The organism is Pseudomonas putida, from assembly GCF_026625125.1.
Lineage (GTDB): Bacteria > Pseudomonadota > Gammaproteobacteria > Pseudomonadales > Pseudomonadaceae > Aquipseudomonas > Aquipseudomonas putida_X.
On sequence record NZ_CP113097.1, the window covers coordinates 4,221,689 to 4,244,050 of the forward strand.

Consider the following 22,362-nt stretch of genomic DNA (forward strand, 5'->3'; position numbering starts at 1 on the left):
GGTTCTTTACTCGGTTGGCTGGTCGGTGAAATCGGCATTGTCGACGGCGTGATAGACAAAACGGCCATCGGTCATGCGGCGGATTTCCTCGAGGTAATTGGAATTCATCACGAACAGGTGGGCGCCATCCGGCAGGCTTTGCATCGCCTCTTGCGGCGATGACACCCGCGCGCCACTTAACGGCAGGTAGCGACCCTGCTTGGCAGGATTGATGTCGATAACCTGGTCCACCGGAGCACCGGCACGCTGCAGGAACAGCGAATAGATCACGCCCTTGGACGATGCGCCCCAGATCGCCGAACCACGTCCGGCATCGCGGCGCACCAGACATGCGGCATGCTGCAGGCTGGCACTGAAATCGGCCGGCAACGACAGCGGCGGCACGGGCTCGAGCGTGGTCTGCAGGCTAGCAAGGTCGGCAACGATGTACAGGTACTGGCCATCGAACAGGTGGCCGGCCTCGGCGACCTTGCCGAACAGGCGGCGCAGGTCGGCCAGGCGGAAGTAATTGACATGCTCGTAGAACAGGTCGAACCACGCTTTGTGCTCGATGATCCAGTCCAGGCACGGCACTTCGATGTAGATCTGCCCTACCCCGCCGTTGGCATCGGCGATGGCGCCAAGGAACGTGATCGGGTCCTGAATGTGCTCGAGGACATGGCGCAACACGATGGCTTCGGCCTGGCGGTTCAACTCACGGGTGAAGGGCGCCTTGACCACGTCCGGGTTGTCGCCCTCGTAGGCCGGGTCGATGCCGGTGACGGCATAACCGCGCTCGCGCAACAGTTCGAGGAACCAGCCTTTGCCACAGCCCACTTCGATCAGGCGCTGGCCCCTGAAGTGACGGGCGATGACACCTTCGACATCGTCCAGATGGCGCTGGAAGCGCGCCGAATGCGCTTGCTCGTTCTGATAGTCGCTGTCGTAGTTGAGCTTGTCGGCATCGAAAGCATCGTTGTAAACCAACCCTGTGCGACTGTCCTGCACCAAGCGCATGTCTGCGCTGGCTGAGGCTCGGGCCGACTGAGCATCGGCGAATGTGCGGTTCTGCAGCACCGGCAGGCCGGTGGCGCTATACAACTCATGTTTCATGGCGTGCTCCCAGCAGAGCCTGCAACTTGCGGGCATCGCCCCAGAACGCCATGGGTTCGTGGGCAGGATAAGGGTAATGGCCAAGGTTCAGCGCAAGGGTGGCGTTGCGCTCGGCGATGCGGGCTTCCACCAGCTTGCGTACCGAAATCGGCTGGCCGCTGCAGCAATTGACCACGCCGCTGAAATCGCGCTGACCGAGCAGGTCGGCCAGGTATGTACTGGCGCTTTCGATGGCAAGGTAGTCGCGCAGTTGCTCGCCACCGGACATGTCGAAATGCGGCTGCCCCTGGTCGATTGCGCTGTCCAAGGCTGCCAGCAGACTGCCTGGGTTTTGCCCCTCGCCAAACAGGTAGAACAAGCGCACCCACTGCAGGTTGAACGGTTGCTGGCGGGCCAGGCTTTCGAGGAACAGGCGCAAGCTGTGCTTGGCCAGCCCGTAAGGGTTGGCCGGCTGGCAGGCCAGCGCCTCGTCCAGCGCGCCATTGCGCAGGCCGTATTCGAAACAGGTGCCGGCCACCTGCACCTGGCCGACACCGGCTGCGACGGCACGCTTGATGAAGGCATAGTCAGCCATCAAGTTGCGCTCCAGGTGGAACAGCCCTTGATAATTCGGCAGGCCAGGCCAGGCCAGGTGCACCAGCGCATCGATGCCGTCGCACAACTGATTGACGTCCAACTGCGGGTCATGCAGATCGGCGGCGACGAAATCGACCTGGCCGAACCACGGCATGGCTTGAGCCGGCTCCAGACGACGTGCCAGCGCACGCACCCGGTACCCGCGCGCCAGCAAGGCGGCGACCAGATGCCGGCCCACAAAGCCAGTGGCACCGGTGACAAGCACCTTCATCGCGGTCACAGGACGGTCAGCTCAGGCACGGCGATCACAAAGCGCCCGCCCCATTTGCGGATGTGCGCCTGCTGCTCGCTGACTTCCTTGAGCAGGTTCCACGGCAGTACCAGCACATAGTCCGGCCGCTCGATGGCCAGGCGCTCGGGGGCGACCACGGGAATTCGGCTGCCCGGCAGGAACTTGCCCTGCTTGTGCGGGTTGGCGTCGGCCACCCAGGCCAGCAGGTCGGGCTTCACGCCTGCGTAGTTGAACAGGGTGTTGCCCTTTGCTGCGGCGCCATAGCCAACCACTCGCTTGCCTTCGGCCTTGGCCTGCAACAGGAAGCGCAGCAGCTGGTGCTTGATCCGCTGCGCCGCCGGTGCAAGGGTGCTGTAGAACGCCGCCGTGCTGACACCGACCCGCGCCTCGATGCCAAGCAGGTCGTCGACACTGGCCTGGCGTGGGCGCGGGCCATCGGCGCGCTGCACGAAAACCCGCAACGATCCGCCATGGGTCGGCAGTTCGCTGACATCGAAGATCACCAGGCCGTTGCGGGCACAAAGCGTGTTGACCGCCGTCAGCGACAGGTAGGAGTAGTGCTCATGGTAAAGGGTATCGAACTGCTGCTCGGCCATCAGGCGCAGCAGGTGCGGAAACTCGAAAGTGGCCACACCATCGGCTTTGAGCAGGGTCGCGAAACCGCGCAGAAAATCGTTGATGTCCGGCACGTGAGCGAGCACGTTGTTGGCGGCCATCAGGTCAGCCGACCAACCTTCACTCGCCAGGTCATGGGCGGCCTGTTCGCCGAAGAACACCTCACGAATTTGCAGCCCTTTCTCCCGGGCCGCCTGTGCAGTGCTTCGGGTGGGTTCGACACCTAGGCAGGGAATGCCGCGCTCGGCCACATACTGCAACAGATAACCGTCGTTGGCGGCGATTTCAACCACCCGGCTCTCGCCGTTCAGGCCGAAACGCTCGACCATCTGCCCGACATAGTCGCGGGCATGGGCCAGCCACGAACTGGAATAGGAGCTGAAATACGCATAGTCGGCATCGAACAGCGTCTCGGCGCGGGTGTAATCCTCGGTCTGCACCAGCCAGCACTGCTCACACACCGCCACTTTAAGCGGCACCCAAGCCTCGGCCGCGGCCAGTTGGTCAGCGCGCAGGTAGGCGTTGGACGGCGGCGCAGTGCCAAGGTCGATCAGGGGCAGGCTCAGGCAGGTACCACAGCCACGGCAGTTCATGGACGCACTCCGGTAAACGACAGGTCCAGCCAGGGATGAGCGGCATCCCGGGCCGACAGATTCTTGACAGCAAGCGGCCAACGGATGGCCAACTTCGGATCGAGTACCGACAGCCCGCCTTCGCGGCCCGGCGCATAGTCGGCACTGTGCAGGTAAAGCAGCTCGGCATCCTCGCTCAGCACCTGGAAACCATGGGCAAAGCCGGCCGGTATCAACAGGCTGCGGCCATCGCCGGCCCGCAAGTGCTCGGCGTGCCAGTGCAGGAAGGTTGGCGAGCCTTCGCGAAGGTCCACTACCACGTCCCACACCTCACCGCGCAGGCAGGTGATCAGCTTGGCCTCCGGGATGTCGCCGGTCTGGTAGTGCAGGCCGCGTACGCTACCTGAGCCCTGAGTGTGCGAGTGGTTGATCTGGCGCACATGGAACGGCGCATCCAAGGCGCCCAGGCTGGATTCGCAGAACAGCCGCGCGAACTGCCCGCGGGCATCGCCATGGCGCTTGTGCTGGACACTGAACAGGCCACCCAGTGGCAAGGCTTGCAGCAGCAGATCAGTCACGGCAACTCCGTGTACAGGTTCAGCTGGTGCAGCGTGACGGCGCGCATGTTGTCGCCACGCTGCCACGCCAGGTGCCAGTCGAGCGTGTGCTGCAGGCATTCGTGCAACGACCAGCGCGTGCGCCAGCCCAGCACCTGGCGGGCACGAGAGCTGTCCAGGCGTAGCAACCCGGCTTCATGCAACTCGCTTGGCTCGACCCGCACCCCTGGTGCCTGCGGCCATTGCCGGGCCAGGCGGTCGACCACCTCACCGACGCTGCACATGTCGCCTTCGCTCGGGCCGAAGTTCCACGCACCGGCGCAGGCCGGCCCCTGGGTATACAGGCGCTCGGCCAACTGCAGGTAGCCGGCCAGCGGTTCCAGGGCGTGCTGCCAAGGGCGCACGGCCTGCGGGTAGCGCAGGGTGACCGGCGACCCGGCCGACCAAGCCTTGAGCACATCGGGGACAAGCCGCTCTGCGGCAAAGTCTCCGCCGCCCAGTACATTGCCGGCGCGCGCGGTGGCCAGGGCCACGCCGTGTTCGGCATGCTCGGCGGCCGGGAAGAATGACGCGGCGTAGGACTGCGCCAGCAGCTCGCAGCAGGCCTTGCTGCTGCTGTACGGGTCATGCCCGCCCAGGGCCTCGTTCTCGCGGTACGGCCAGGGCCATTCCTGGTTGGCATAGACCTTGTCGGTGGTGACCAGGACGCACGCACGCACCCCGCCAGCCTGGCGCACCGCTTCAAGCAGGTTAAGGGTGCCCATCACGTTGCTGGAATAGGTACCTAGCGGGTCACGGTAGGCCTCGCGCACCAGTGGCTGAGCCGCCAGGTGCAGGACGATTTCCGGCTGGGCCTGGGCCATCGCTTCAAGCAGCGCGCCGAGGTCGCGCAGGTCGCCGCGCACGTCGGCAATGTCGCTGCCGACCTGGGCAAGTTCGAACAGGCTTGGTTCGGTGCCAGGGTCCAGCGCGAAGCCTGTGACCTGAGCGCCGAGCTCATGCAACCAGAGCGCCAGCCAACTGCCTTTGAAACCCGTGTGACCGGTGAGCAGAACACGCTTGCCCTGCCAGAACGCTGGACTCAGGCCCACTGCTTCCATGGAGCCTCCCCGCTTTGCCAGAGTTGTTCCAGATGGTTCTTGTCACGCAGCGTATCCATTGGATGCCAGAAGCCATCATGCTCAAAGGCGTTCAGTTGCGACTCAGCGGCCAGGCAGGCAAGCGGCTCCGACTCCCAGGAAGTCTGATCGTTGGCGATGTAGTCGAGCACCTTGGGCGAAAGCACGAAGAAGCCACCGTTGATCCAGCCACCGTCACCACGGGGCTTTTCGACGAAACCGGTGACGCTGTCGCCGTCGCGTGCCAGCGCGCCGTAGCGCCCAGGAGGCTGTACCGCAGTAACGGTGGCGAGTTTGCCGTGGGCCAGGTGGAAATCCACCAGGGCGCCGATGTTCAGGTCCGAAACACCGTCCCCGTAGGTGAAACAGAAGGCATCTTCGCCCTCAAGGTAGCGAGCGGCGCGGCGCAGGCGGCCACCGGTCATGGTTTCTTCACCGGTGTCGACCAGGGTCACGCGCCATGGCTCGCTGTAGTTCTGGTGCACGTCCATGCGGTTTTCGCGCATGTCGAAGGTGACGTCCGAGGTGTGCAGGAAGTAGTTGGCGAAGAAATCCTTGATCGCGTAGCCCTTGTAGCCCAGGCAGATCACGAAGTCGTGGATGCCGTGAGCCGAGTACTGCTTCATGATGTGCCAGAGAATTGGCTTCCCACCGATTTCGATCATGGGTTTAGGCTTGAGGTGAGACTCTTCGCTGATACGCGTGCCCAGTCCACCCGCCAGAATTACCGCCTTCATGTCGTCCCCTCGTGTTCGTCACCAGCCATAAGTCGTGTGGCTGCACGATTTATGGCGATATGACGGGGGGCTTGCAGGAAACGCGCCAGAAGACGCTTTACTGGTGTCGTCCATACACCCCGCAGTCAGCCCGGCATCCAGCCGCTGTACCAATGCTGAACGTGCTCTTCGCGCAGCACATAGTCACGCAGCACTTCCTGCTTCAGACGGTCGCCCTGGCGGAAACTTTCGTCAGGGTCCGCCAGGTGCATGCGGATCGCCTCCAGCCACTCGGCGGTGCTGTTGGTCTTGATCCGCGTGCACGGCAAGTAGCCTTCATAGGCACGGGTATCGGTGACGATCACCGGGTACCCGCACGCGCCGTATTCCAGCAAGCGCAAGTTGCTCTTGCAGTCATTGAAGATGTGATACTCCAGTGGCGCCAAGGCCAGGTCCAGGTTCAGGCTGGCGAGCTTGGCCGGGTACAGCTCCAGCGGCACCGGCGGATGGAACTCGCTGATGTAGGGCCGCAATGCCGGCGGACACATACCGAAGAACACCCATTGGACTTCGTTCGCCAAGGTCTTGACCACCTCGGCAATCACTTCCAGGTCGCCGGTATGGCTGGTGCCACCGCCCCAACCCACCCGCGGCTTGCGCGCGCTGCGGCGCTGGCTACGCAAACCGGTCCAGAGCTGCTCGGCCAGCATGTTCGGCATTACCCGGATATCGCTATGGGTGTCATGCAGGGCATCCGCCAGCGCCTGGGTCGAGACCACCAGCCGATCACAGCGTTCGATACCTCGGCGCAGGGATTTTTCCAGATCTTTTGGCGTGTGCTTGAGGTGCCCGTTCTTCTTCGGCACATCAATCACGTAGTCGTCCAGCTCGTAGATGCAAAAGCCCTTGGAGAAGGTCTTGAGGCGCTCGATCTCCTTGACGAACCCTTCGGTATAACGCCCCTGCAGAATTGCCACATCCGGCGAGCTGCGTTCCAGCTCGACGTTGCTCGGTATCTCGAAGTACTGCTGCTGGGTCACCCAGCCAGCCTTCTCCAGCTCGACCAGCGGCTGGATCACCCGGTAATGCCCGACCGCAGTCTTGTTCATTGGCAATGCGAGCACATGGGGCAGTGGACGGCTGACGAAAGGCGTCCAGGCGGCCTTGAGGCCCGGATCCAGACAGAAGCTGGAGCCGTTCAGGGACAGGTTGATATTGTAAGCGGGGTCACGCGCCACCACCGGCATCCAGGCCTTGAAGAAGGCATCATGCTGTTGCGCCAGCCGGGCCTGGCGCTCGGCTTCAGCCTGCGCATCGATCGCCGCCGGCGCTGGCGGGTCAAGTACCAGCCGGGCATCCGGCGCCCACACCACGAGGTACCCGGCTTCGCCCAGGCGCAGGCCCAGGTCGATATCGCTGAAGGCCAGGCTGAAGACGCTTTCATTGAGCCCGCCCAACGACAGGAACAGCTCTTTGCGCACCAACAGGCAATCAGCGCCGACAGCAGAATAATTCTGCGCCACTTGCAAGCGCTGCATGTAACCGCCCGCCTCCATCGTCTCGCCCACGAACGGCGACCCCACGGCGCCACGCAGGCCCAGCACGCCGCCCGCATGCACGATCAGACCGTGGGCGTTGCAGAGCTTGGCACCCACCGCTCCGACTTCAGGGCGCTGGCCATGGCTGAGCAGTGCGTCGAGCCAGTCTGGCTCGGTGACCACAGCGAACGGGCTCAGCATCAGCAGGTATTCACCCCGGGCGTGTTGCGCGGCAAGGTTCTGCACAGCGGCGAAGCTGGCCTGCTCGCCCAGCATCAGGACCCGCAACTTGTCTTCGCCCAGCTGTTGAAGGGCGCTGAGCCAGGCGTGAGTCTCGGCACCTTGACTGGCATTGTCGACAATCAGCACTTCGTAGTGACCGTAGGCGGTCTTCTCAAGCACGCTTTCCAGGCAGCGCTCGAGGGCAGGCAACTGGTCCTGGGCACTGATCACCAGGCTTACCAGTGGCTGGGTGGCGTGCAGGTAGCGGACCTGGTTGATTGCCCCGCCACTGTTCTGCAGCCGGTAGGTCACGCCCAAGCGCCTGAGGTGGGCATCCAGCAGTTTCGGATTTTCCTCAACCACTGCCTGCGAAGACAGCCAGGCAGCGTAGCTGAACGCGCTTTCGGCCAGCACTTCCGGAATGTGCTCGATGGCATGGGGGCCGCGGCTTTCCACAAGACGCCAGAGCAGATCGTGCGGCGCCAGCTCGCGATATCCGGGCGTGAAACCGCCCAGTGCCCGCAAGGCGTCAAGCGAGAACGCCAGCATGCGACCGGTATAGGGGTAACCGCGCATCAAATCGAGGTTGAAGTCGGGCTTGAACACCGGCTCTACGGACGCCTCATCCCGCACGCCCCCCTCATCGCCATAGCAGCAGGCGATCTGCGGGCGCGATACGACCCGCTCGGCCAGGAGCATCAAGCTGAAGGCATTGAGCCGGTCGCCAGCACGCAGCAGGTAGATCCAGTCCACCTCGCCCAACTGGTCAATCGCTGTGTTCAGTTGTTCAGCCCAGTCGGCCTGCAATGGCTGGTGGACCCTGCGAACATCTGGGCCGCCTGGCAGCGGCGCGCTGGACAATACCAGCGTCATCTCTGCGCCATAGGCCTGGCGCTCAATGCTGTCCAGGGTAACCTGCAGAGCTTGTGCATCACCCTCGCTGTCGATAACCACGGGCACGATACGCGGACGAGTTGGCCAGTGCTCGCTAAGGCGCATCAGACGCGCGAGCACCAGCGGATCCTGTCGGCAGGCCAGCCATTTGCTGTACAGCTCGGCAAAACTGTCGCTGTCGCTGCCGACATGAGATTCCTGGATCGCCTGCAAGCAGCGCAGGGTATGGATCAGGAACAGGTTCTCCCAGATACGCTGGGTATCGCCCTCGTCGCCCTGGAGGATTTGCACCCGCACCCAACCGGAGAACGGCTCACGTACTGCAGTGCGCGCGGCGAACATGTCGCGCAGGTGTTGTGATTCACTGGTAGCGGCAGCCTTCACATCGCTCTGGCGACGCAGTTGGTCGGGATGAACCCGCTCGACACAGTGCACCCCGGCGGTCACGCCCAGATGGCCGCGACGCAGCAGGCACACGAACAACACGAAATCGAGCATTGCCACAAAGCCCGGCGCCAGCGCAGGCAGCAATTCACGCAGATCGCGGGTACGCACCAGCACGCTGCTCAGCCCGCCGATGAAGTTGAGCTGGCGGGTCTCGAAGAAATCCAACAGGTCGTCACCGTTGAACAGTGTGTCGCCAAACGTGACCGGGCTGGTTTCCAGACGCTGCGGCAAAATGTGATCTTCAGCATCGACCTGGTGGCGCCTGGCCGCGACCAGGCTGACATCGTCATGGGCCTGGAACAGTCGCACCTGGCTGGACACGCAATCGGCCATCAGGCGGTCATCGTCACAGAGGAACTTGATGTAGTCGCCCTGGCTCTGCTCCAGCCCGTGTTGCAAATTCCCGGCAAAACCCAGCGGTTGCGGGTTACGCAAGTAAATCAGTGGATGACGTGCAAGACTGCGCAGCTCATCGACCACCGCCTCGATCTGCGTACCTGGGCTGTCGTCGCAGACGATGACTTCGAGGTTTGCGTAATCCTGAGCCAGGGCGCTGACCAGAGCAGTACGGAAGTAACGGGGGTTGCAGGCGGGAATGACGAGGCTGACTAGAGGGGCTGGGTTCACGAGGAAATCTCTCAACCGATGACTGCCCGCAGGGAATTCAGAACAGTCGATACTACGGGGAAATCAATGCGCCTTCACCGCGTACCCGAGGGGTAAGCGGTGAAGGCGACGGGCGCACTTAACCGATGGCGTTGAACAGGCTCAGCTGGCTGACGCGTGCGAAAGCCGCCTGCGAAGCCTGAAGCAAGGTCTGCTGCTGGGTAAGGCGGACCAGCACGGTGGCAGGGTCCGAGTCACGGATCGACGACTGCGTGGTGCTGTTGGCAATGCTCAGACTCTCGTTGGTGTTTTGCTGGATTTCCAGCGCCTTGCCACGGGCACCGATATCGGTGACTGCCGTGTTGAGCGCGTCCTGACCGCTCTGGATATTGGCGATGGCCGAATCCAGGTCTGCACGCAGTTGCTGGTAGGCCGCGTTATCGCCGTCGATCGGCTTGCTCAACGCCGTACGCAACTGGGCGACGGTGTCCAGAACGTTCTGGGTCTGGTGGTTGTCGACGTTCACCACGTACTGGTCACCGGACTGCTGCGCGGGCGTGCTGGTGAAGGTGAAGTCCACACCGGCAGCCGAGGCGACGTTGCCAGTCATGGCACCACTGGCCACCGGGCGGCTGTCAGCGGTCAGCGGCTGGGCATAGAGTTCGAAGTCCGTGGCGCTGGTGAACTTGATGACCGCACCGCCATTGGGAAACATCGCTTTGTACTGGGCCGGATCAGTGATGCTGATCGACGATACCTGAGCACTCGACGGGTTGCCCGGGCTACGGGTCGCAGTGATGGTATCGGGCTTGCTTTGCAGGGTGAAGGTATGACCTGCCACCGCTGCATCCGGAACGTCGCCGTCCTGAAGGTTGATGTTCAGCCGCATGTCCACACCACGGAAGCTGATCATCGATCCGCCTACGGTATCGGGATCAAATTTACCGCCCTGGGTGGCCTCGGCGGTCACATCGTTGCCCAGGCTGTCGGTGATGCTGAACTCGGTACTGCTGAGCATGGTGACTGTGTACGGCTGACCACTGCGGAAGCGATCGTTGTACGTGACGCTGCCGGACACTTGCCCATTGGACAGCTTCACGCGGCCATCATCCACCGCGGGGGCGCTCAGGCTGGTTTCGGTGCGGCTGGTGTTGAGGGCTTGCTCGAATACGCTATAGCCAGAGCTGTTGCCGGCCATCTTGAGCATGTCACCGACCTGCAGCTCCAGCTGGGTCTGGTCACCTTGATAAGAATAGGTACCATCGGCATTGCGCACGAACGGCGCGGTGTCGGTACTGGAACCGGCAAACAGGTACTGGCCGTTCTCATCACGGCTGTTCATGAGGCTCAACAGCTGGTCTTCCAACTGCCCCAGCTCGGCTGCCTTGGCCTTGCGTTCGGTGTCGGTGTAGCCGGCATTACCCGACTCGATCGCCAGCTCGTTGACCCGCGTCAGGATCGTGTTGATCGAATTGAGCGTGGTCTCGGTCTGGTTCAGCGAGTTGGTGATGTTTGTCGCGTTGGTCTTGTACTGGGCCAGCATGTCTGCCTGATTACCCAGCTGCAGCAGACGTGCAGCCCCCACCGGATCATCGGCAGCGGTATTGACCCTGACGAAGGAACTGGCCTCTTCATTGGTCTTGATCAGGTTGGAATAGTTGCGCTGGTAGTTCGCCGCGCTGGTCTGGTAGAACTGGGCCGTGGAAATACGCATGGATCAATACTCCTTAAAGCGCAGCGATCAGCGTGTTGAAGATGTCCTGCGCCGTCTTGATGATCTGCGACGAGGCCGTGTAGTACTGCTGGTACTTGATCAGGTTGCTGGCTTCTTCATCCAGCTGCACGCCGGACAACGAGTCGCGGGCGCCGGCAGCCTGAGTCAGAATGACGCCGGTTGCCTGGGTATCCATCTGGCCCTGCTTGGCCTGGGCACCCACACTTTCCACCAGTTTGCCGTAGGCATCGGTGATGCTGATGCCCTTGGTCGAACCGATGTCCATCGTCTGTTTGGTCTGCAGCTCTTGCAGGGACAGTGCATTGCGGTTGTCCGAGGAGCCTGCGCCGGTCAACGATACGGTAAAGCTGTCGCCATTCTTGGGCGAGCCGGCTACATCCATCTCGAAGCTGAATGACTTCTGGACGCCGCTGGCGTCATTGATCGGGTTGCCCGAGGCGTCGATCATTGGCACATCGAGCTTCAGGGTATTGCTCTGCCCCGGAATGAAGGTGCCGGTGCCAATGCTGTTGCCCTTGGCATCGAAGGCTTCGTAGGTTTGTGGTGAGGCGGTTTCGTCACCGAACACCAGGCGCACCGGGGTGGAATACTTTATGCCGGTTTGCAGTTCCAGGCGCTGGGCAGGGTCAGCGATGTCCAACACCGAGGTCAGTACCGGCTGGGTGATCACCCCGGTACCGGAATTGCCGCTGCCGGATGTGGCGGTCAGCGGTGCGGCCAAGGCGAGCCGCTTGGCGTCGGTGAGCACTACGTCGATCTCTGCCGAGGCATTGCGGGTCGGGGTAATCTTGAAGCTATCCCCCACTGCCGCAGTACCGCTCTTGAGGTCGATGCTGAAACCGTCGATCACCGGTGCCGGGTCGTCGTTGGTGCTATAGGTGCCCATGTCCGTGCCGTCAGGCAGCTTCTTGACCTGGAACTTGTCCGCAGTCGGGCCAACGAACGTCACCTGATAGTCACTGGTGCTCAACTTGCCGGTATCTCGGATGACGACATTCAGGGCGGCGTCGCCAGCGTTACCAATCTTGGCAGTGCTGCGCGCAGACATGGCTTTGTCGCTATTGATGTCGCCAAACAGAGCAGCGCCGAATTCACCGTTCTTGTCGATACCTTGGCCGAGCTGCGAGTTGATCTGCTGCGACACCACCAACGCGATACGACCCAGCTCGTTCATGGCCGGCGCGAGGGTTTCACTGCGGTAGCGCAACAGCCCCCCCATTTCACCGCCGGTGATGCTGTTGGTGATATCCATGGTGGTGCTGCCACGATCGAGTTTGATCGCAAACTGCGTAGGGTCGGTGGCGCTTGGCTCAGCGCTCATCTTGTTGGTGGTCTTGCCCAGTACCAGCGACTGCCCGTTCTTGAGGTAGACGTCGATATTTCCGTCACGCTCGACGGTCTGCACGCCCACCAACTCATTGAGCTGACGCACTGCCTCGTTGCGCTGATCGAGCAGGTCGTTGGGCTGGCCGTTGACCGCCGACACCTTGGAAATCTGCTCGTTGTACTGCGCGATACTGGAGGTCAGCTCGTTGATCCGGGCGGTCATCGAGCTCAAGTTGCCATTGATGTTGGTGTTCTGCTCCTTGAACTGGGCAGAGAGGCTGTTGAAACGATTGGCCAGCGCATCGGCATTGCTCAACAACAACTGACGGGAAGCGTCTTCGGTCGGCTTGTTGGCAGCGCTCTGCAAGGCGGAAAAGAAGTTGGTCAGCGCGCCAGTGATACCAGTGTTGCTGTCCGACAACAAGTTGTTGAGGGGCGTGACCTGGTTCAGGTAGGCGGTGCTGTCACTGTTGAGCGAGGTGGCGGTCTGCAACTGTGCATCCAGGAAGGCATTGTACACCCGGCGCACATCCGCCAGCGTCGTACCGGTGCCCATGAACAGCTGGCCTTCCTGGAGCGAGCCCTTGGCACGCTGGATATTCTGCTGACGGGAGTACCCGGCGACATCGGCGTTGGCGATGTTGTTGCCTGTGGTATGCAGACCCGACTGGGAGGCCGACAATCCCGACATGCCAATGTTGATCAAACTCGCCATGTTTCCATACCCTTAAAGTGGTGTTGTGGTACCGAGCGATGCATAGCTCTCGTACGACTTCATCTGTCTTGCGATCTGCGAGATCTTGCTGGCGTAATTCGGGTCGGTGGCGTACCCGGCCTTTTGCAACTCTTGCACGAACTGTTCTGGCTTATCGGCCGCCTTCACCGCTTCTTGATAGCGGGAATTGTTCTGCAGCAGGCTGACCAGGTCGTGGAAGCTATCCTGATAGGAGTCGTAGGAGCGGAACGCTGCGGTCTCCTTGACGAACTGGCCGTCACGGAACTCGCTGGTGATCGCCCGCGCCGAGTCGCCTTCCCAATTGCCCGTGGCTTTGATGCCGAACAGGTTGTGGCTGCTGCTGCCATCGCTGTTGCGCATGACCGACTTGCCCCAGCCGGTTTCAAGGGCTGCCTGGGCCACCAGGTAGCGCGGGTCGACACCGATGCGCTTGGCGGCCTGTTCGGCCATCGGCAGCATGGTGGCGACGAATGCGTCGCTGTCGGTGAACGCTTTTTTCGGCGCCAGAGGCGGCTGCGCCACGGCACGGCCGGAGATGCGCAGCCCGCGCTCGGGCACGGCGAAGCTCTGCGCCACCTGCTGCCCATCGCGGGCCGGTACGGCGGCGGTATTGGTGGCTGCCGCCGGGTTGCCCGCCGAGGGCACGATACCGGCCAGCAAGCGGTCGGTCAGCTTGCCCGGCAACGCCAGGCGCCTTGAATTGAGCGCGGCAACGTCGTTGCGGGTGGCAGTCGACTGCACGGCATGTACCGGGTCGGCTACCTTGTTGCCCCACAGCGCCGGCGCACTGCCTTCGCTACGGGGGAACGGGCTGGTGTTGACCGGCGCGCTCTTGTTCTTCGACAGCTGGCGCACCAGCACGTCCTGCAGGCCGATACCGCCACCCTCGCGGGACATGCTCACAGCCAGCTGCTGGTCGTACATGTCGCGGTACTGCTTGACCGTCGCGCTGTTCATCGGGTTGTCGTCGGCCAGTACGTCACTGGCCTTGCGCGAGGCCTTGAGCATTTCGCTGATGAACAGCGACTCGAATTCCTGGGCCACCTTGCGCACGTTGGCATCGCTGTCGCGATCACCGTGCTTGAGCGAGCTCAGGCGATTGAGGTCGGTGTAGGCGCCGCTGTCGGCCGTGCTGGAAACCAGGCTTTTCGAGTTCATGCGTGGCGTCCTCAGATCACGATCAGGTCGGCCTGCAAGGCGCCGGCCTGTTTCAGGGCTTCGAGGATGGCCATCAGGTCGCTGGGCGCTGCGCCCACCTGGTTCACCGCACGGACGATTTCATCCAGCGTGGTGCCCGGGCCAAACTTGAACATTGGCTTGGCCTCCTGTTGCGCGTTGACCCGCGAGCGTGGCACCACGGCGGTCTCGCCATTGGAGAACGGCCCCGGCTGGCTGACGATCGGGTCTTCGGTGATGGTCACGGTCAGGCTGCCGTGGGTCACCGCCGCCGGCGAAACCTTGACGTTCTGGCCGATCACGATGGTGCCGGTACGCGAGTTGATGATGACCTTGGCAACGGCCTGGCCCGGGTCGATCTCCAGGTTTTCGAGGATCGACAGGTAGTCCACACGCTGGGTCGGGTCCATCGGCGCGCTGACGCGCACCGAGCCGCCGTCCACCGCCTGGGCGACGCCTGGGCCGAGCAGTTCGTTGACCTTGTCGACGATACGCTTGGCGGTGGTGAAGTCGGGCCGGTTGAGGTTCAACGTCAGGGTATTGCCCTGGTTGAACCCGCTCGGTACTGCACGTTCCACCGAAGCGCCACCTGGAATACGACCCGCCGACGGAACGTTGACGGTGATTTTCGAGCCATCGCGGCCTTCGGCATCGAAGCCGCCGACCACCAGGTTGCCCTGGGCAATGGCGTAGACATTGCCGTCGATACCCTTGAGCGGGGTCATCAGCAGGCTACCGCCGCGCAGGCTCTTGGAGTTGCCGATCGAGGACACGGTAATGTCCACCACCTGGCCCGGCTTGGCGAAGGGCGGCAAGTCGGCATGCACCGACACTGCGGCGACGTTCTTCAACTGCACGTTGCCGGAGCCGGCGGGCACTTTGATGCCGAACTGCGACAGCATGTTGTTGAACGTCTGCAGCGTGAACGGCGTCTGGGTGGTCTGGTCACCCGTGCCGTTGAGGCCCACCACCAGGCCGTAACCGATCAACTGGTTGGAACGCACGCCCGAGATACTGGCGATGTCCTTGAGGCGCTCGGCATGGGCGCCAAACGCACAGGACAGAAGCAAGGTTGCGGCAATCAGTTGCCTGACGTTGAACATGTTCATCCGTACTCAGAAGGGCCAAAGCGGGCTGAGGAAGAAACGGTCCAGCCAGCCAGGCTGGCTGGCGTCGGCGAAGGAACCGGTACCCGAATAGGTGATGCGCGCGTCGGCCACACGGGTGGACGGCACGGTGTTGTCGGTGGCGATGTCGTCGGCGCGGATCAGCCCGGCGATGCGCACCAGCTCTTCGCCGGTGTTCAGGGTCATCCACTTCTCACCCCGCACGGCGATGATGCCGTTGGGCAACACTTCGGCGACGGTGACGGTGATCGAGCCGGTCAACGTGTTGCCCTGGGTGGCCTTGCTGTCACCCTTGGTGGCACGTTCACCGCTGTAGCCCGCCTCCAGCGACAGGTCGCCGCCGCCGAACGGGTTGTTGGTGTTCGGCGTGGCACCGAACAGCGAGGTCAGGCCGATGTTGGCGCTGCTGTCCTTCTGGATCTGCGAACCGGCATTCTTGCTGGCCGAGGTACGTTCGTTGAGCGTGATGGTGATGATGTCACCCACGCGGAACGCCTTGCGGTCGCTGTACAGGTTCTGCTCGAAGCCGGCCTGGTAGATCGAACCGTTGTTGGCCGCTGCCGGCAACGGGGTGCGCGGCAAAACCGGCGCGTAGTACGGGTCGTTGGGCTTGGCCGTCGGCGCGACGCAACCAGCCAGCAACACCGCCCCCCCCAGGGCGAACAGGGACAACAAACGATTCATGACGCTTACCTCACGGTGTAACAGGGACTTGGGCTTACAGCTGCTGAGTGACGAACGACAGCATCTGGTCAGCAGTGGAGATGACCTTGGAGTTCATCTCGTAGGCGCGCTGCGTGGTGATCATGTTGACCAGCTCTTCCACGGTGCTGACGTTGGAGTTTTCCAGGGTCTGTTGCAGGGTGGTGCCGAAGCCGTTCAGGCCTGGGGTACCGACCTGTGGGGCACCACTGGCAGCGGTTTCCAGGAACAGGTTGTCGCCGATCGCCTGCAGGCCGGCCGGGTTGATGAAGTCGGCGGTCTGGATGTTGCCGATGACCTGCGCTGCCGGGTTGCCAGCGGTGGTGATCGACACGGTGCCGTCCTGGCCTACGGTGAAGGTCTGGGCGTCGTTCGGCACGACCACCGCAGGCTCCAGCGCGAAGCCGTTGGCGGTGACGATCTGGCCGTCGGAGTTCAGGTGGAAGGTACCGTCACGGGTGTACGAAACCGTACCGTCCGGCTGCAACACCTGGAAGAAACCACGGCCGTTTACCGCCATGTCCAGCGGGTTTTCGGTGGTCTGCAGGCTGCCGGTCTGGAAGTTTTTCTGGGTGCCGACGATGCGCACACCGGTACCGACCTGCAGGCCCGACGGCAGTTCGCTGTCCTGGGTGGACTGCGCGCCTGGCTGGCGTTTGATCTGGTACAGCAGGTCCTGGAATTCGGCGCGGTCGCGCTTGAAGCCAGTGGTCGAAACGTTGGCCAGGTTGTTGGAAATGACCGTCAGGTTGGTGTCCTGGGCGGACAGGCCGGTTTTAGCGACCCAAAGAGCCGGAAGCATCAGTATTCTCCTCGTGCGCCTGTTTTACGGCACCCGTTCAAGTGTGGTTAGCCGAGTTGCAAAACACGCGCCATGGCTTCATCGCCTTCCTTGGCCGCGTTCATCATCTTCACGTGCAGTTCGAATTGGCGAGACAGCGCCAGCACCGACGTCATTTCTTCGACGGCATTGACGTTGCTGCCTTCGAGGAAGCCAGATACGACCTTGACGTTGACATCGGCAGCTGCCGGCTGGCCGCTGGTGGTGTGGATCAGCCCGTCCAGGCCCTTGGTCAGGCCCTTGGTGTCCGGGTTGACCAGCTTGATCCGGTCGACCTCAGCCATCACCCGCGGGTCTTCACCCATGGAGCGGATGCTGATGGTGCCGTCAGCGCCGACTTCGACTTTCTGCTCTGGCGGAATGGCGATCGGCCCGCCGTTGCCGATCACCGGCATGCCATTACCGGCGCGCAGCACGCCGAGGGCATCGATGTTCAGGCTACCGGTACGTACGTAGGCTTCGCTGCCATCGGGGGCCTGCACGGCAATGAAGCCCTGCCCCGCCACCGCCACGTCCAGGTCACGCCCGGTCTCGACCATGGGCCCTTCACTGAAGTCGGTGGCCGGACGCTCGGTCATGGCAAACGCCCGCGACGGAAAGCTGTCACCGAACACCGGCATCGAGCGCGCCTGCTCCAGGTCACGCTGGAAACCATTGGTGGAAATGTTCGCCAGGTTGTTGGCGTGGGCCTTCTGCGCCAGCGCGTTCTGGCTGGCGCCGGTCATGGCCACGTAAAGCATCTTGTCCACAGTCATCCTCCGCTGCACTGGCGATCGTTTGCCGCTCGCCGTTGCTGTGCAGGCACTAAAGCAAGTTCCGAACCAACTTTTTGAAATGCTGAAAAAGCCCGCAAATACGGGCTTTGAAGGGTGCTACCGGGCAGGAGAACGCCGGTTATCCGGCGCCGGGTTGCCGGTAGCGGCAAAGCAAGTGTGCGCACCGGCCTCATCGCCGGCAAGCCGGCTCCCACAAGGATCGCGTAAACTTCTGGATATTGGGTAAGACGGTTGCCCCCAATATCCGCAGCGCTGTAAAACCCTGTGGGAGCCGGCTTGCCGGCGATGAGGCCGGTGCAGGCAATCACCGATCGCGGCAACCACCATTGTTGTAAGGCCCGGCAAAACGCTTCCAGCCCTCCCCCGGCGACCATTGTGAGCACACCAGGCGCCCATCCACCTGGCTTTCCCAGCGCCACCAGGGCGCAGTACCCGCATGGGCCTGATACAGGCAGAACACGGCAAACGCGGCGACAAGCCACTTTTTCATAAGCCCTCCCACAAAAACGACGAACCCCTTCATGGCGAAGGGGTTCGTCTTCACACAATCAACCCGCGACCATCAGGTCATCTGGATGATGGTCTGCATGATGGTGCTTTCGGTGGAGATGGTCTTGGCGTTCGCCTGGTAGTTGCTCTGCGCCTTGATCAGCTCGACCAACTCCTGGGTCAGGTTGACGTTCGAAGCCTCCAGGGCATTGGACTCGACGCTACCCAGCGTACCGGTCTTGGGCTCATCGATGCCGGGAATGCCGGAAGAGAAGGTTTCGGTCCAGCGGGTGCCGCCGATCTGCTGCAAGCCCTGCTCGTTGGCGAAGCTGGCCAGCGCCACCTGGCCAATGGCGCGCGACTGCTGGTTGCTGAAGCTGGCGAACATCACGCCGGTGGAGTCGATGCTCAGGCTCGACAGGATACCGGTGGCGTAACCATCCTGGGACTGCGACATGCGCGCGGTCTCGGTGTTGTAGGACGTGGTGCTGTTCATCGACAGCTTCATGCCATCGGCGTTACCCGCAGCGCCATTGGACGCCCAGTTGCCTGCCGAATCCTCGACCGCTGGCACCCAACCGGTCATGGTGAAGGTGTTGTTGGTCACGGTGAACGAAGCACCCGCCGGATGGCCTGTGTTATCGGCAGTCATGCTGCTCACAGAACCATCGCTGCTGAAACTGATGGTGCCGGTCAGCGGCGTGGTGGAAGCAGGATCGAACGGGTTTCGACCGTCGACCAACGTGTACATGGTCCATTCGTTCGTACCGGTCTTGCGGTAGAACTGCTCCATGGTGTGCTCGTTACCCTGGCTGTCGTACACCTTGGTCGGGAACGACTTGGTGTAGGTCGTCTCGTCGGTAGGGTCGAACGGCAGATTAGGCACCATCGCACCCGTGCCATCATCGATTTCCAGTGGAATATCGGTGGCCGAGGAGTTCAGGTTGATGCCTTGGTCAATCAGCGAGGTGGCTTTTGGCTGCAGCGCCGAGGTGTCGATCTGCAGGTCAGTCAGCACACCCTTCTGGATCTTACCGTTCGCATCGGCCGCGTAGCCTTGCAGGCGCAGGCCGTCCGAGGTGACCACGAAGTTGTTCTTGTCGGCCTGGAACGCACCGGCACGGGTGTAGACCCGCGAACCGTTGTCGGACAGGACGAAGAAGCCCTGGCCCTGGATACCCATGTCCAGCACATTACCCGTGTTGTTGACATCACCCTGGGTGAATTGCTGCGAGATCGCCGCCAGGCGCACGCCGTTGCCGACCTGGTTCTTGCCCACACCCAGACGGTTGGCACCGGCATAGACGTCGGCGAACTCGGCACGCGAGGATTTGAAGCCTGTGGTATTGACGTTGGCGATGTTGTTGCCGGTAACGTCCAGCTGTTTGTTGGCTGCGTACAGACCGCTAAGGCCGATATTGAAAGACATGAATTCGCTCCTGCGCCGCGCTGGCGGGCCTTAGATACCGATGGTTTGTATGTCAGAGAGGGAGACCTTGCCGACGCCAGCAAGGTTGAGCACCATTTCGCCGGTGGCATTGAAGCTGACGCTGGTCACCTTGGCCGGCAGCAGCGTGCTCATCTGCACCGACTGGCCATCCACGGTGGTGCTGGCGGCGAAGGTGTAGGTGCCCGGGTCGACCTTCTCGCCGCTGTCGTTGGTGCCGTCCCAGATGAAGTCGGCATAGCCGGCTTTCTGCTCGCCCAGCTCGATGGTCTTGACGGTATTGCCGTCCTTGTCCTTGATGGTGATCTTCGCTTCACTGATTGCCTGCGGCACGACGAACTGTGCATTGAAGCTTTCAGTGGTATCGACCACCGCCTTGTCGTTCTGTACCACCACCGAACGGCCGACCAGCGAGGAGGCCTGCAGGGCCTGGGACGAGGCCATGGCATTGGTGATGCTGCTGACCGATTCGTTCAGGGAGGTGATGCCTTCCAGGCTGCTGAACTGCGCCAGCTGGGCCACGAACTCACCGTTCTCCTGCGGATCCAGCGGGTTCTGGTGCTGCATCTGGGTAACCAGCAACTGCAGGAACGCGTCCTTGCCAAGCGTATCGGTACCGGTCTTGGACACGGTATCGGTGGTTTTCTTGGTGGTACCACCGACGCCCGACGCTGTCAGGACATCATTGAGGTTCACACCGCTGGTGCTATCGACTGCCATGGTCCGGATTCCTTATCACTGACCCAGGGTCAGCACTTTCTGCATCATGTTCTTGGCGGTGTTCATCAGCTCGGCGTTGGTCTGGAACGCGCGGCTGGCGGAGATCATGTCAGCCATCTCCTCGACCACATTGACGTTCGGGTAGTAGACGTAACCGTCCTTGTTCGCCGCCGGATGGTTGGGCTCGTAGCGTGCTTCGAGGTTGCTCTGGTCTTCGATGATGCCCTTGACCTGCACTCCCTGCCCTGCCTCGCCCTGGTCTTCGAACAGCGACTGGCTGCCGCCGGCCTGCGCATTCTGGAAGGTGGTGGCGAACACCGGGTGCCGCGCGCGGTAGGTCTGATCGATACTCGACGAAACCGTCTCGGCGTTGGCAATGTTGGAAGCAACGGTGTTGAGGCGGGTGTTCTGCGCGCTCATGCCGCTACCGGCAATGTTGAAGACACTGGACAGGGACATGGTCATTCTCCTCGCAGGGCAGAAACCAGCCCTTTGAATTTACTGTTGAGCAGGGTGAAGCTGGCCTGGAAGCCAATGGCGTTTTCCGTGTAGTTCGATTGCTCGATCTGGGCGTCCACGGTGTTCTGGTCGATCGACGGCTGCGTCGGCGTGCGGTACTGCAGCGTGTCGTCAGCCATTGCCAGGCCTTCGGCCTCGATGTGACGGCTGTTGGTTCGGTCCATGGCAAAGCGGCCACCGCTCTGCTGCTTCTGGCTTTCGGCGGCGAGCACCGAAGAGAAGTCCATGTCACGCGCCTTGTAATTGGGCGTGTCAGCGTTGGCGATGTTGTTGGCCAGCACTTCGGCGCGCTGAGCGCGGAAGCCCAGTGCCTTTTCATGGATGCCAAGCGCCTTGTCGAAACTGATGCTCATGTCGGGGAAACCTTCGAAGGTTGACCGGAATATCGTTGGCCAAGCTATAGCAAGGGCTGTGCCAATATCCTGAAAGGCCAGAAACACTGGGCTGGGGCGGAGATGGCTGATGGCGCGATGCCAGAAAAGCGGCAAAAGGCTTCCGCCTGAACAACGCAAAGCGGCAATTGCCGGGCGGCAAAAGCGGCAAAACAAAAAATTGACGTCAACAGGCGTGGGTGGCGTTTGGGGGAGGGCAACCTGCTGCTTGGAACATCAGGCTTTTGAGCGCGAGCGCCGCGCGGGCAGCGTTCGCTCTCACGCCTGCCTGGAACAGACCGGCAGGCTCGCAGCCGATCACTTGGCCTGGTAAATGATTCCCGGGCTGCACTGCACCATCTGGTAGTGGTCCGGCAACCCATTGAGCGCCTCGGACGCCCCCAGGAAGAGGTACCCACCTGGCTTCAGGGTGCTGTGAATACGCAGCAGGATGTCTTTCTTCACCTGTGCCGAGAAATAGATCAACACATTCCGGCAGAACACGATGTCGAACTTGCCCAACGCCGCGTAGCTGTCGAGCAGGTTGAACGAGCGGAACTCGACACGGCTGCGAATCGCCGGCTTGACCGCCCAGCGCCCCGGCCCCTTGGTGTCGAAGTAGCGCTGCAGGCGCTCCTGGGACAAGCCGCGGGCGATCGCCAGGCTGTCGTATTCACCGGTCTTGCAGTTGTTGAGCATCGACCCGGACAGGTCGGTGGCAACGATCTGCGCACCCATCTTCAACTGGCCCAGGTTGCTGCGCTCGAACTCATCGATGGCCATCGAAATGGAGTACGGCTCCTGGCCCGACGAGCAGGCCGCCGACCACATGCGCAGGCGCTGGCCGGGGTTGTTCTTGATGAACTCGGGAATGACCTTGTTCTTCAGCACTTCGAATGGGTAGGTATCGCGAAACCACAAGGTTTCGTTGGTGGTCATCGCATCCACCACCTGCTCGCGCAGCCCCCCACGCGGCTGAGCCTGGATGCGCTGCACCAGTTCGCCCAGGCTCTTGATGCCCTGCTGCTCCATCAGCTTGTTGAGACGGCTGGAGACCAGGTACTGCTTGTTCTCACCCAGCAGGATGCCACAGGCTTTCTCCAGGAATACCCGGAACTGTTCGAAATCCAAATTACCCGTAGACACTACTGC

General features: G+C 62.1%; 20 protein-coding genes. All 20 read right to left on the reverse strand.

Annotation, left to right across the window (positions count from 1 at the left end; all coding sequences use genetic code 11):
* Nucleotides 1-6: 6 nt before the first annotated feature.
* Nucleotides 7-1,092: a class I SAM-dependent methyltransferase gene (locus OSW16_RS19405; protein WP_267817742.1), complete on the reverse strand. Its 1,086-nt coding sequence runs from the start codon at nucleotides 1,090-1,092 to the stop codon at nucleotides 7-9.
* Nucleotides 1,082-1,939, reverse strand: coding sequence for an NAD-dependent epimerase/dehydratase family protein (locus OSW16_RS19410; protein ID WP_267817743.1), 858 nt, complete (start codon nucleotides 1,937-1,939; stop codon nucleotides 1,082-1,084). The genes OSW16_RS19405 and OSW16_RS19410 overlap by 11 nt, the downstream gene beginning before the upstream one ends.
* A gap of 5 nt (nucleotides 1,940-1,944) precedes the next feature.
* On the reverse strand, nucleotides 1,945-3,168 hold the full coding sequence (locus OSW16_RS19415) for a class I SAM-dependent methyltransferase (RefSeq protein ID WP_241804594.1): 1,224 nt from the start codon (nucleotides 3,166-3,168) through the stop codon (nucleotides 1,945-1,947).
* Entirely contained in the window at nucleotides 3,165-3,725 is a 561-nt protein-coding gene (locus OSW16_RS19420) for a dTDP-4-dehydrorhamnose 3,5-epimerase family protein (protein WP_267817745.1), read from the reverse strand. The genes OSW16_RS19415 and OSW16_RS19420 overlap by 4 nt, the downstream gene beginning before the upstream one ends.
* Nucleotides 3,722-4,804: a CDP-glucose 4,6-dehydratase gene (gene rfbG, locus OSW16_RS19425; protein WP_267817747.1), complete on the reverse strand. Its 1,083-nt coding sequence runs from the start codon at nucleotides 4,802-4,804 to the stop codon at nucleotides 3,722-3,724. The genes OSW16_RS19420 and rfbG overlap by 4 nt, the downstream gene beginning before the upstream one ends.
* Entirely contained in the window at nucleotides 4,786-5,559 is a 774-nt protein-coding gene (rfbF, locus tag OSW16_RS19430) for a glucose-1-phosphate cytidylyltransferase (protein WP_119687558.1), read from the reverse strand. The genes rfbG and rfbF overlap by 19 nt, the downstream gene beginning before the upstream one ends.
* A gap of 125 nt (nucleotides 5,560-5,684) precedes the next feature.
* Nucleotides 5,685-9,266: a glycosyltransferase gene (locus OSW16_RS19435; RefSeq protein WP_267817751.1), complete on the reverse strand. Its 3,582-nt coding sequence runs from the start codon at nucleotides 9,264-9,266 to the stop codon at nucleotides 5,685-5,687.
* Nucleotides 9,267-9,384: 118 nt separating this feature from the next.
* Nucleotides 9,385-10,959: a flagellar hook-associated protein 3 gene (locus tag OSW16_RS19440; RefSeq protein ID WP_119687560.1), complete on the reverse strand. Its 1,575-nt coding sequence runs from the start codon at nucleotides 10,957-10,959 to the stop codon at nucleotides 9,385-9,387.
* Between the two features lie 13 nt (nucleotides 10,960-10,972).
* The gene (gene flgK, locus OSW16_RS19445; protein WP_241804598.1) at nucleotides 10,973-13,021 is read right to left on the reverse strand and encodes a flagellar hook-associated protein FlgK; all 2,049 of its coding nucleotides are present in this window, start codon (nucleotides 13,019-13,021) and stop codon (nucleotides 10,973-10,975) included.
* Between the two features lie 12 nt (nucleotides 13,022-13,033).
* Nucleotides 13,034-14,200 carry a flagellar assembly peptidoglycan hydrolase FlgJ gene (flgJ, locus tag OSW16_RS19450; protein ID WP_267817754.1) on the reverse strand — a complete coding sequence of 389 codons (1,167 nt, stop codon included), beginning with the start codon at nucleotides 14,198-14,200 and terminating at the stop codon, nucleotides 13,034-13,036.
* Between the two features lie 11 nt (nucleotides 14,201-14,211).
* Nucleotides 14,212-15,321 carry a flagellar basal body P-ring protein FlgI gene (locus OSW16_RS19455; RefSeq protein WP_241804600.1) on the reverse strand — a complete coding sequence of 370 codons (1,110 nt, stop codon included), beginning with the start codon at nucleotides 15,319-15,321 and terminating at the stop codon, nucleotides 14,212-14,214.
* 12 nt (nucleotides 15,322-15,333) lie between these two features.
* The gene (flgH, locus tag OSW16_RS19460; protein ID WP_267817756.1) at nucleotides 15,334-16,029 is read right to left on the reverse strand and encodes a flagellar basal body L-ring protein FlgH; all 696 of its coding nucleotides are present in this window, start codon (nucleotides 16,027-16,029) and stop codon (nucleotides 15,334-15,336) included.
* A gap of 34 nt (nucleotides 16,030-16,063) precedes the next feature.
* The gene (gene flgG, locus OSW16_RS19465; protein ID WP_012315556.1) at nucleotides 16,064-16,849 is read right to left on the reverse strand and encodes a flagellar basal-body rod protein FlgG; all 786 of its coding nucleotides are present in this window, start codon (nucleotides 16,847-16,849) and stop codon (nucleotides 16,064-16,066) included.
* Between the two features lie 47 nt (nucleotides 16,850-16,896).
* Nucleotides 16,897-17,637 (reverse strand): flagellar basal-body rod protein FlgF, encoded by a 741-nt coding sequence (flgF, locus tag OSW16_RS19470; RefSeq protein WP_042111635.1) that lies wholly within the window; start codon nucleotides 17,635-17,637, stop codon nucleotides 16,897-16,899.
* 331 nt (nucleotides 17,638-17,968) lie between these two features.
* Entirely contained in the window at nucleotides 17,969-18,154 is a 186-nt protein-coding gene (locus OSW16_RS19475; protein ID WP_267817760.1) for a hypothetical protein, read from the reverse strand.
* Nucleotides 18,155-18,226: 72 nt separating this feature from the next.
* Nucleotides 18,227-19,582 (reverse strand): flagellar hook protein FlgE, encoded by a 1,356-nt coding sequence (flgE, locus tag OSW16_RS19480; RefSeq protein WP_267817763.1) that lies wholly within the window; start codon nucleotides 19,580-19,582, stop codon nucleotides 18,227-18,229.
* A gap of 30 nt (nucleotides 19,583-19,612) precedes the next feature.
* The gene (gene flgD / locus OSW16_RS19485) at nucleotides 19,613-20,320 is read right to left on the reverse strand and encodes a flagellar hook assembly protein FlgD (RefSeq protein ID WP_241804604.1); all 708 of its coding nucleotides are present in this window, start codon (nucleotides 20,318-20,320) and stop codon (nucleotides 19,613-19,615) included.
* A 15-nt stretch (nucleotides 20,321-20,335) separates the two neighbouring features.
* Nucleotides 20,336-20,779, reverse strand: coding sequence for a flagellar basal body rod protein FlgC (flgC, locus tag OSW16_RS19490; RefSeq protein ID WP_012315561.1), 444 nt, complete (start codon nucleotides 20,777-20,779; stop codon nucleotides 20,336-20,338).
* Between the two features lie 2 nt (nucleotides 20,780-20,781).
* Nucleotides 20,782-21,192, reverse strand: coding sequence for a flagellar basal body rod protein FlgB (gene flgB / locus OSW16_RS19495; protein ID WP_012315562.1), 411 nt, complete (start codon nucleotides 21,190-21,192; stop codon nucleotides 20,782-20,784).
* Between the two features lie 336 nt (nucleotides 21,193-21,528).
* Nucleotides 21,529-22,356 (reverse strand): protein-glutamate O-methyltransferase CheR, encoded by an 828-nt coding sequence (gene cheR, locus OSW16_RS19500; RefSeq protein ID WP_012315563.1) that lies wholly within the window; start codon nucleotides 22,354-22,356, stop codon nucleotides 21,529-21,531.
* Nucleotides 22,357-22,362 lie beyond the last annotated feature (6 nt).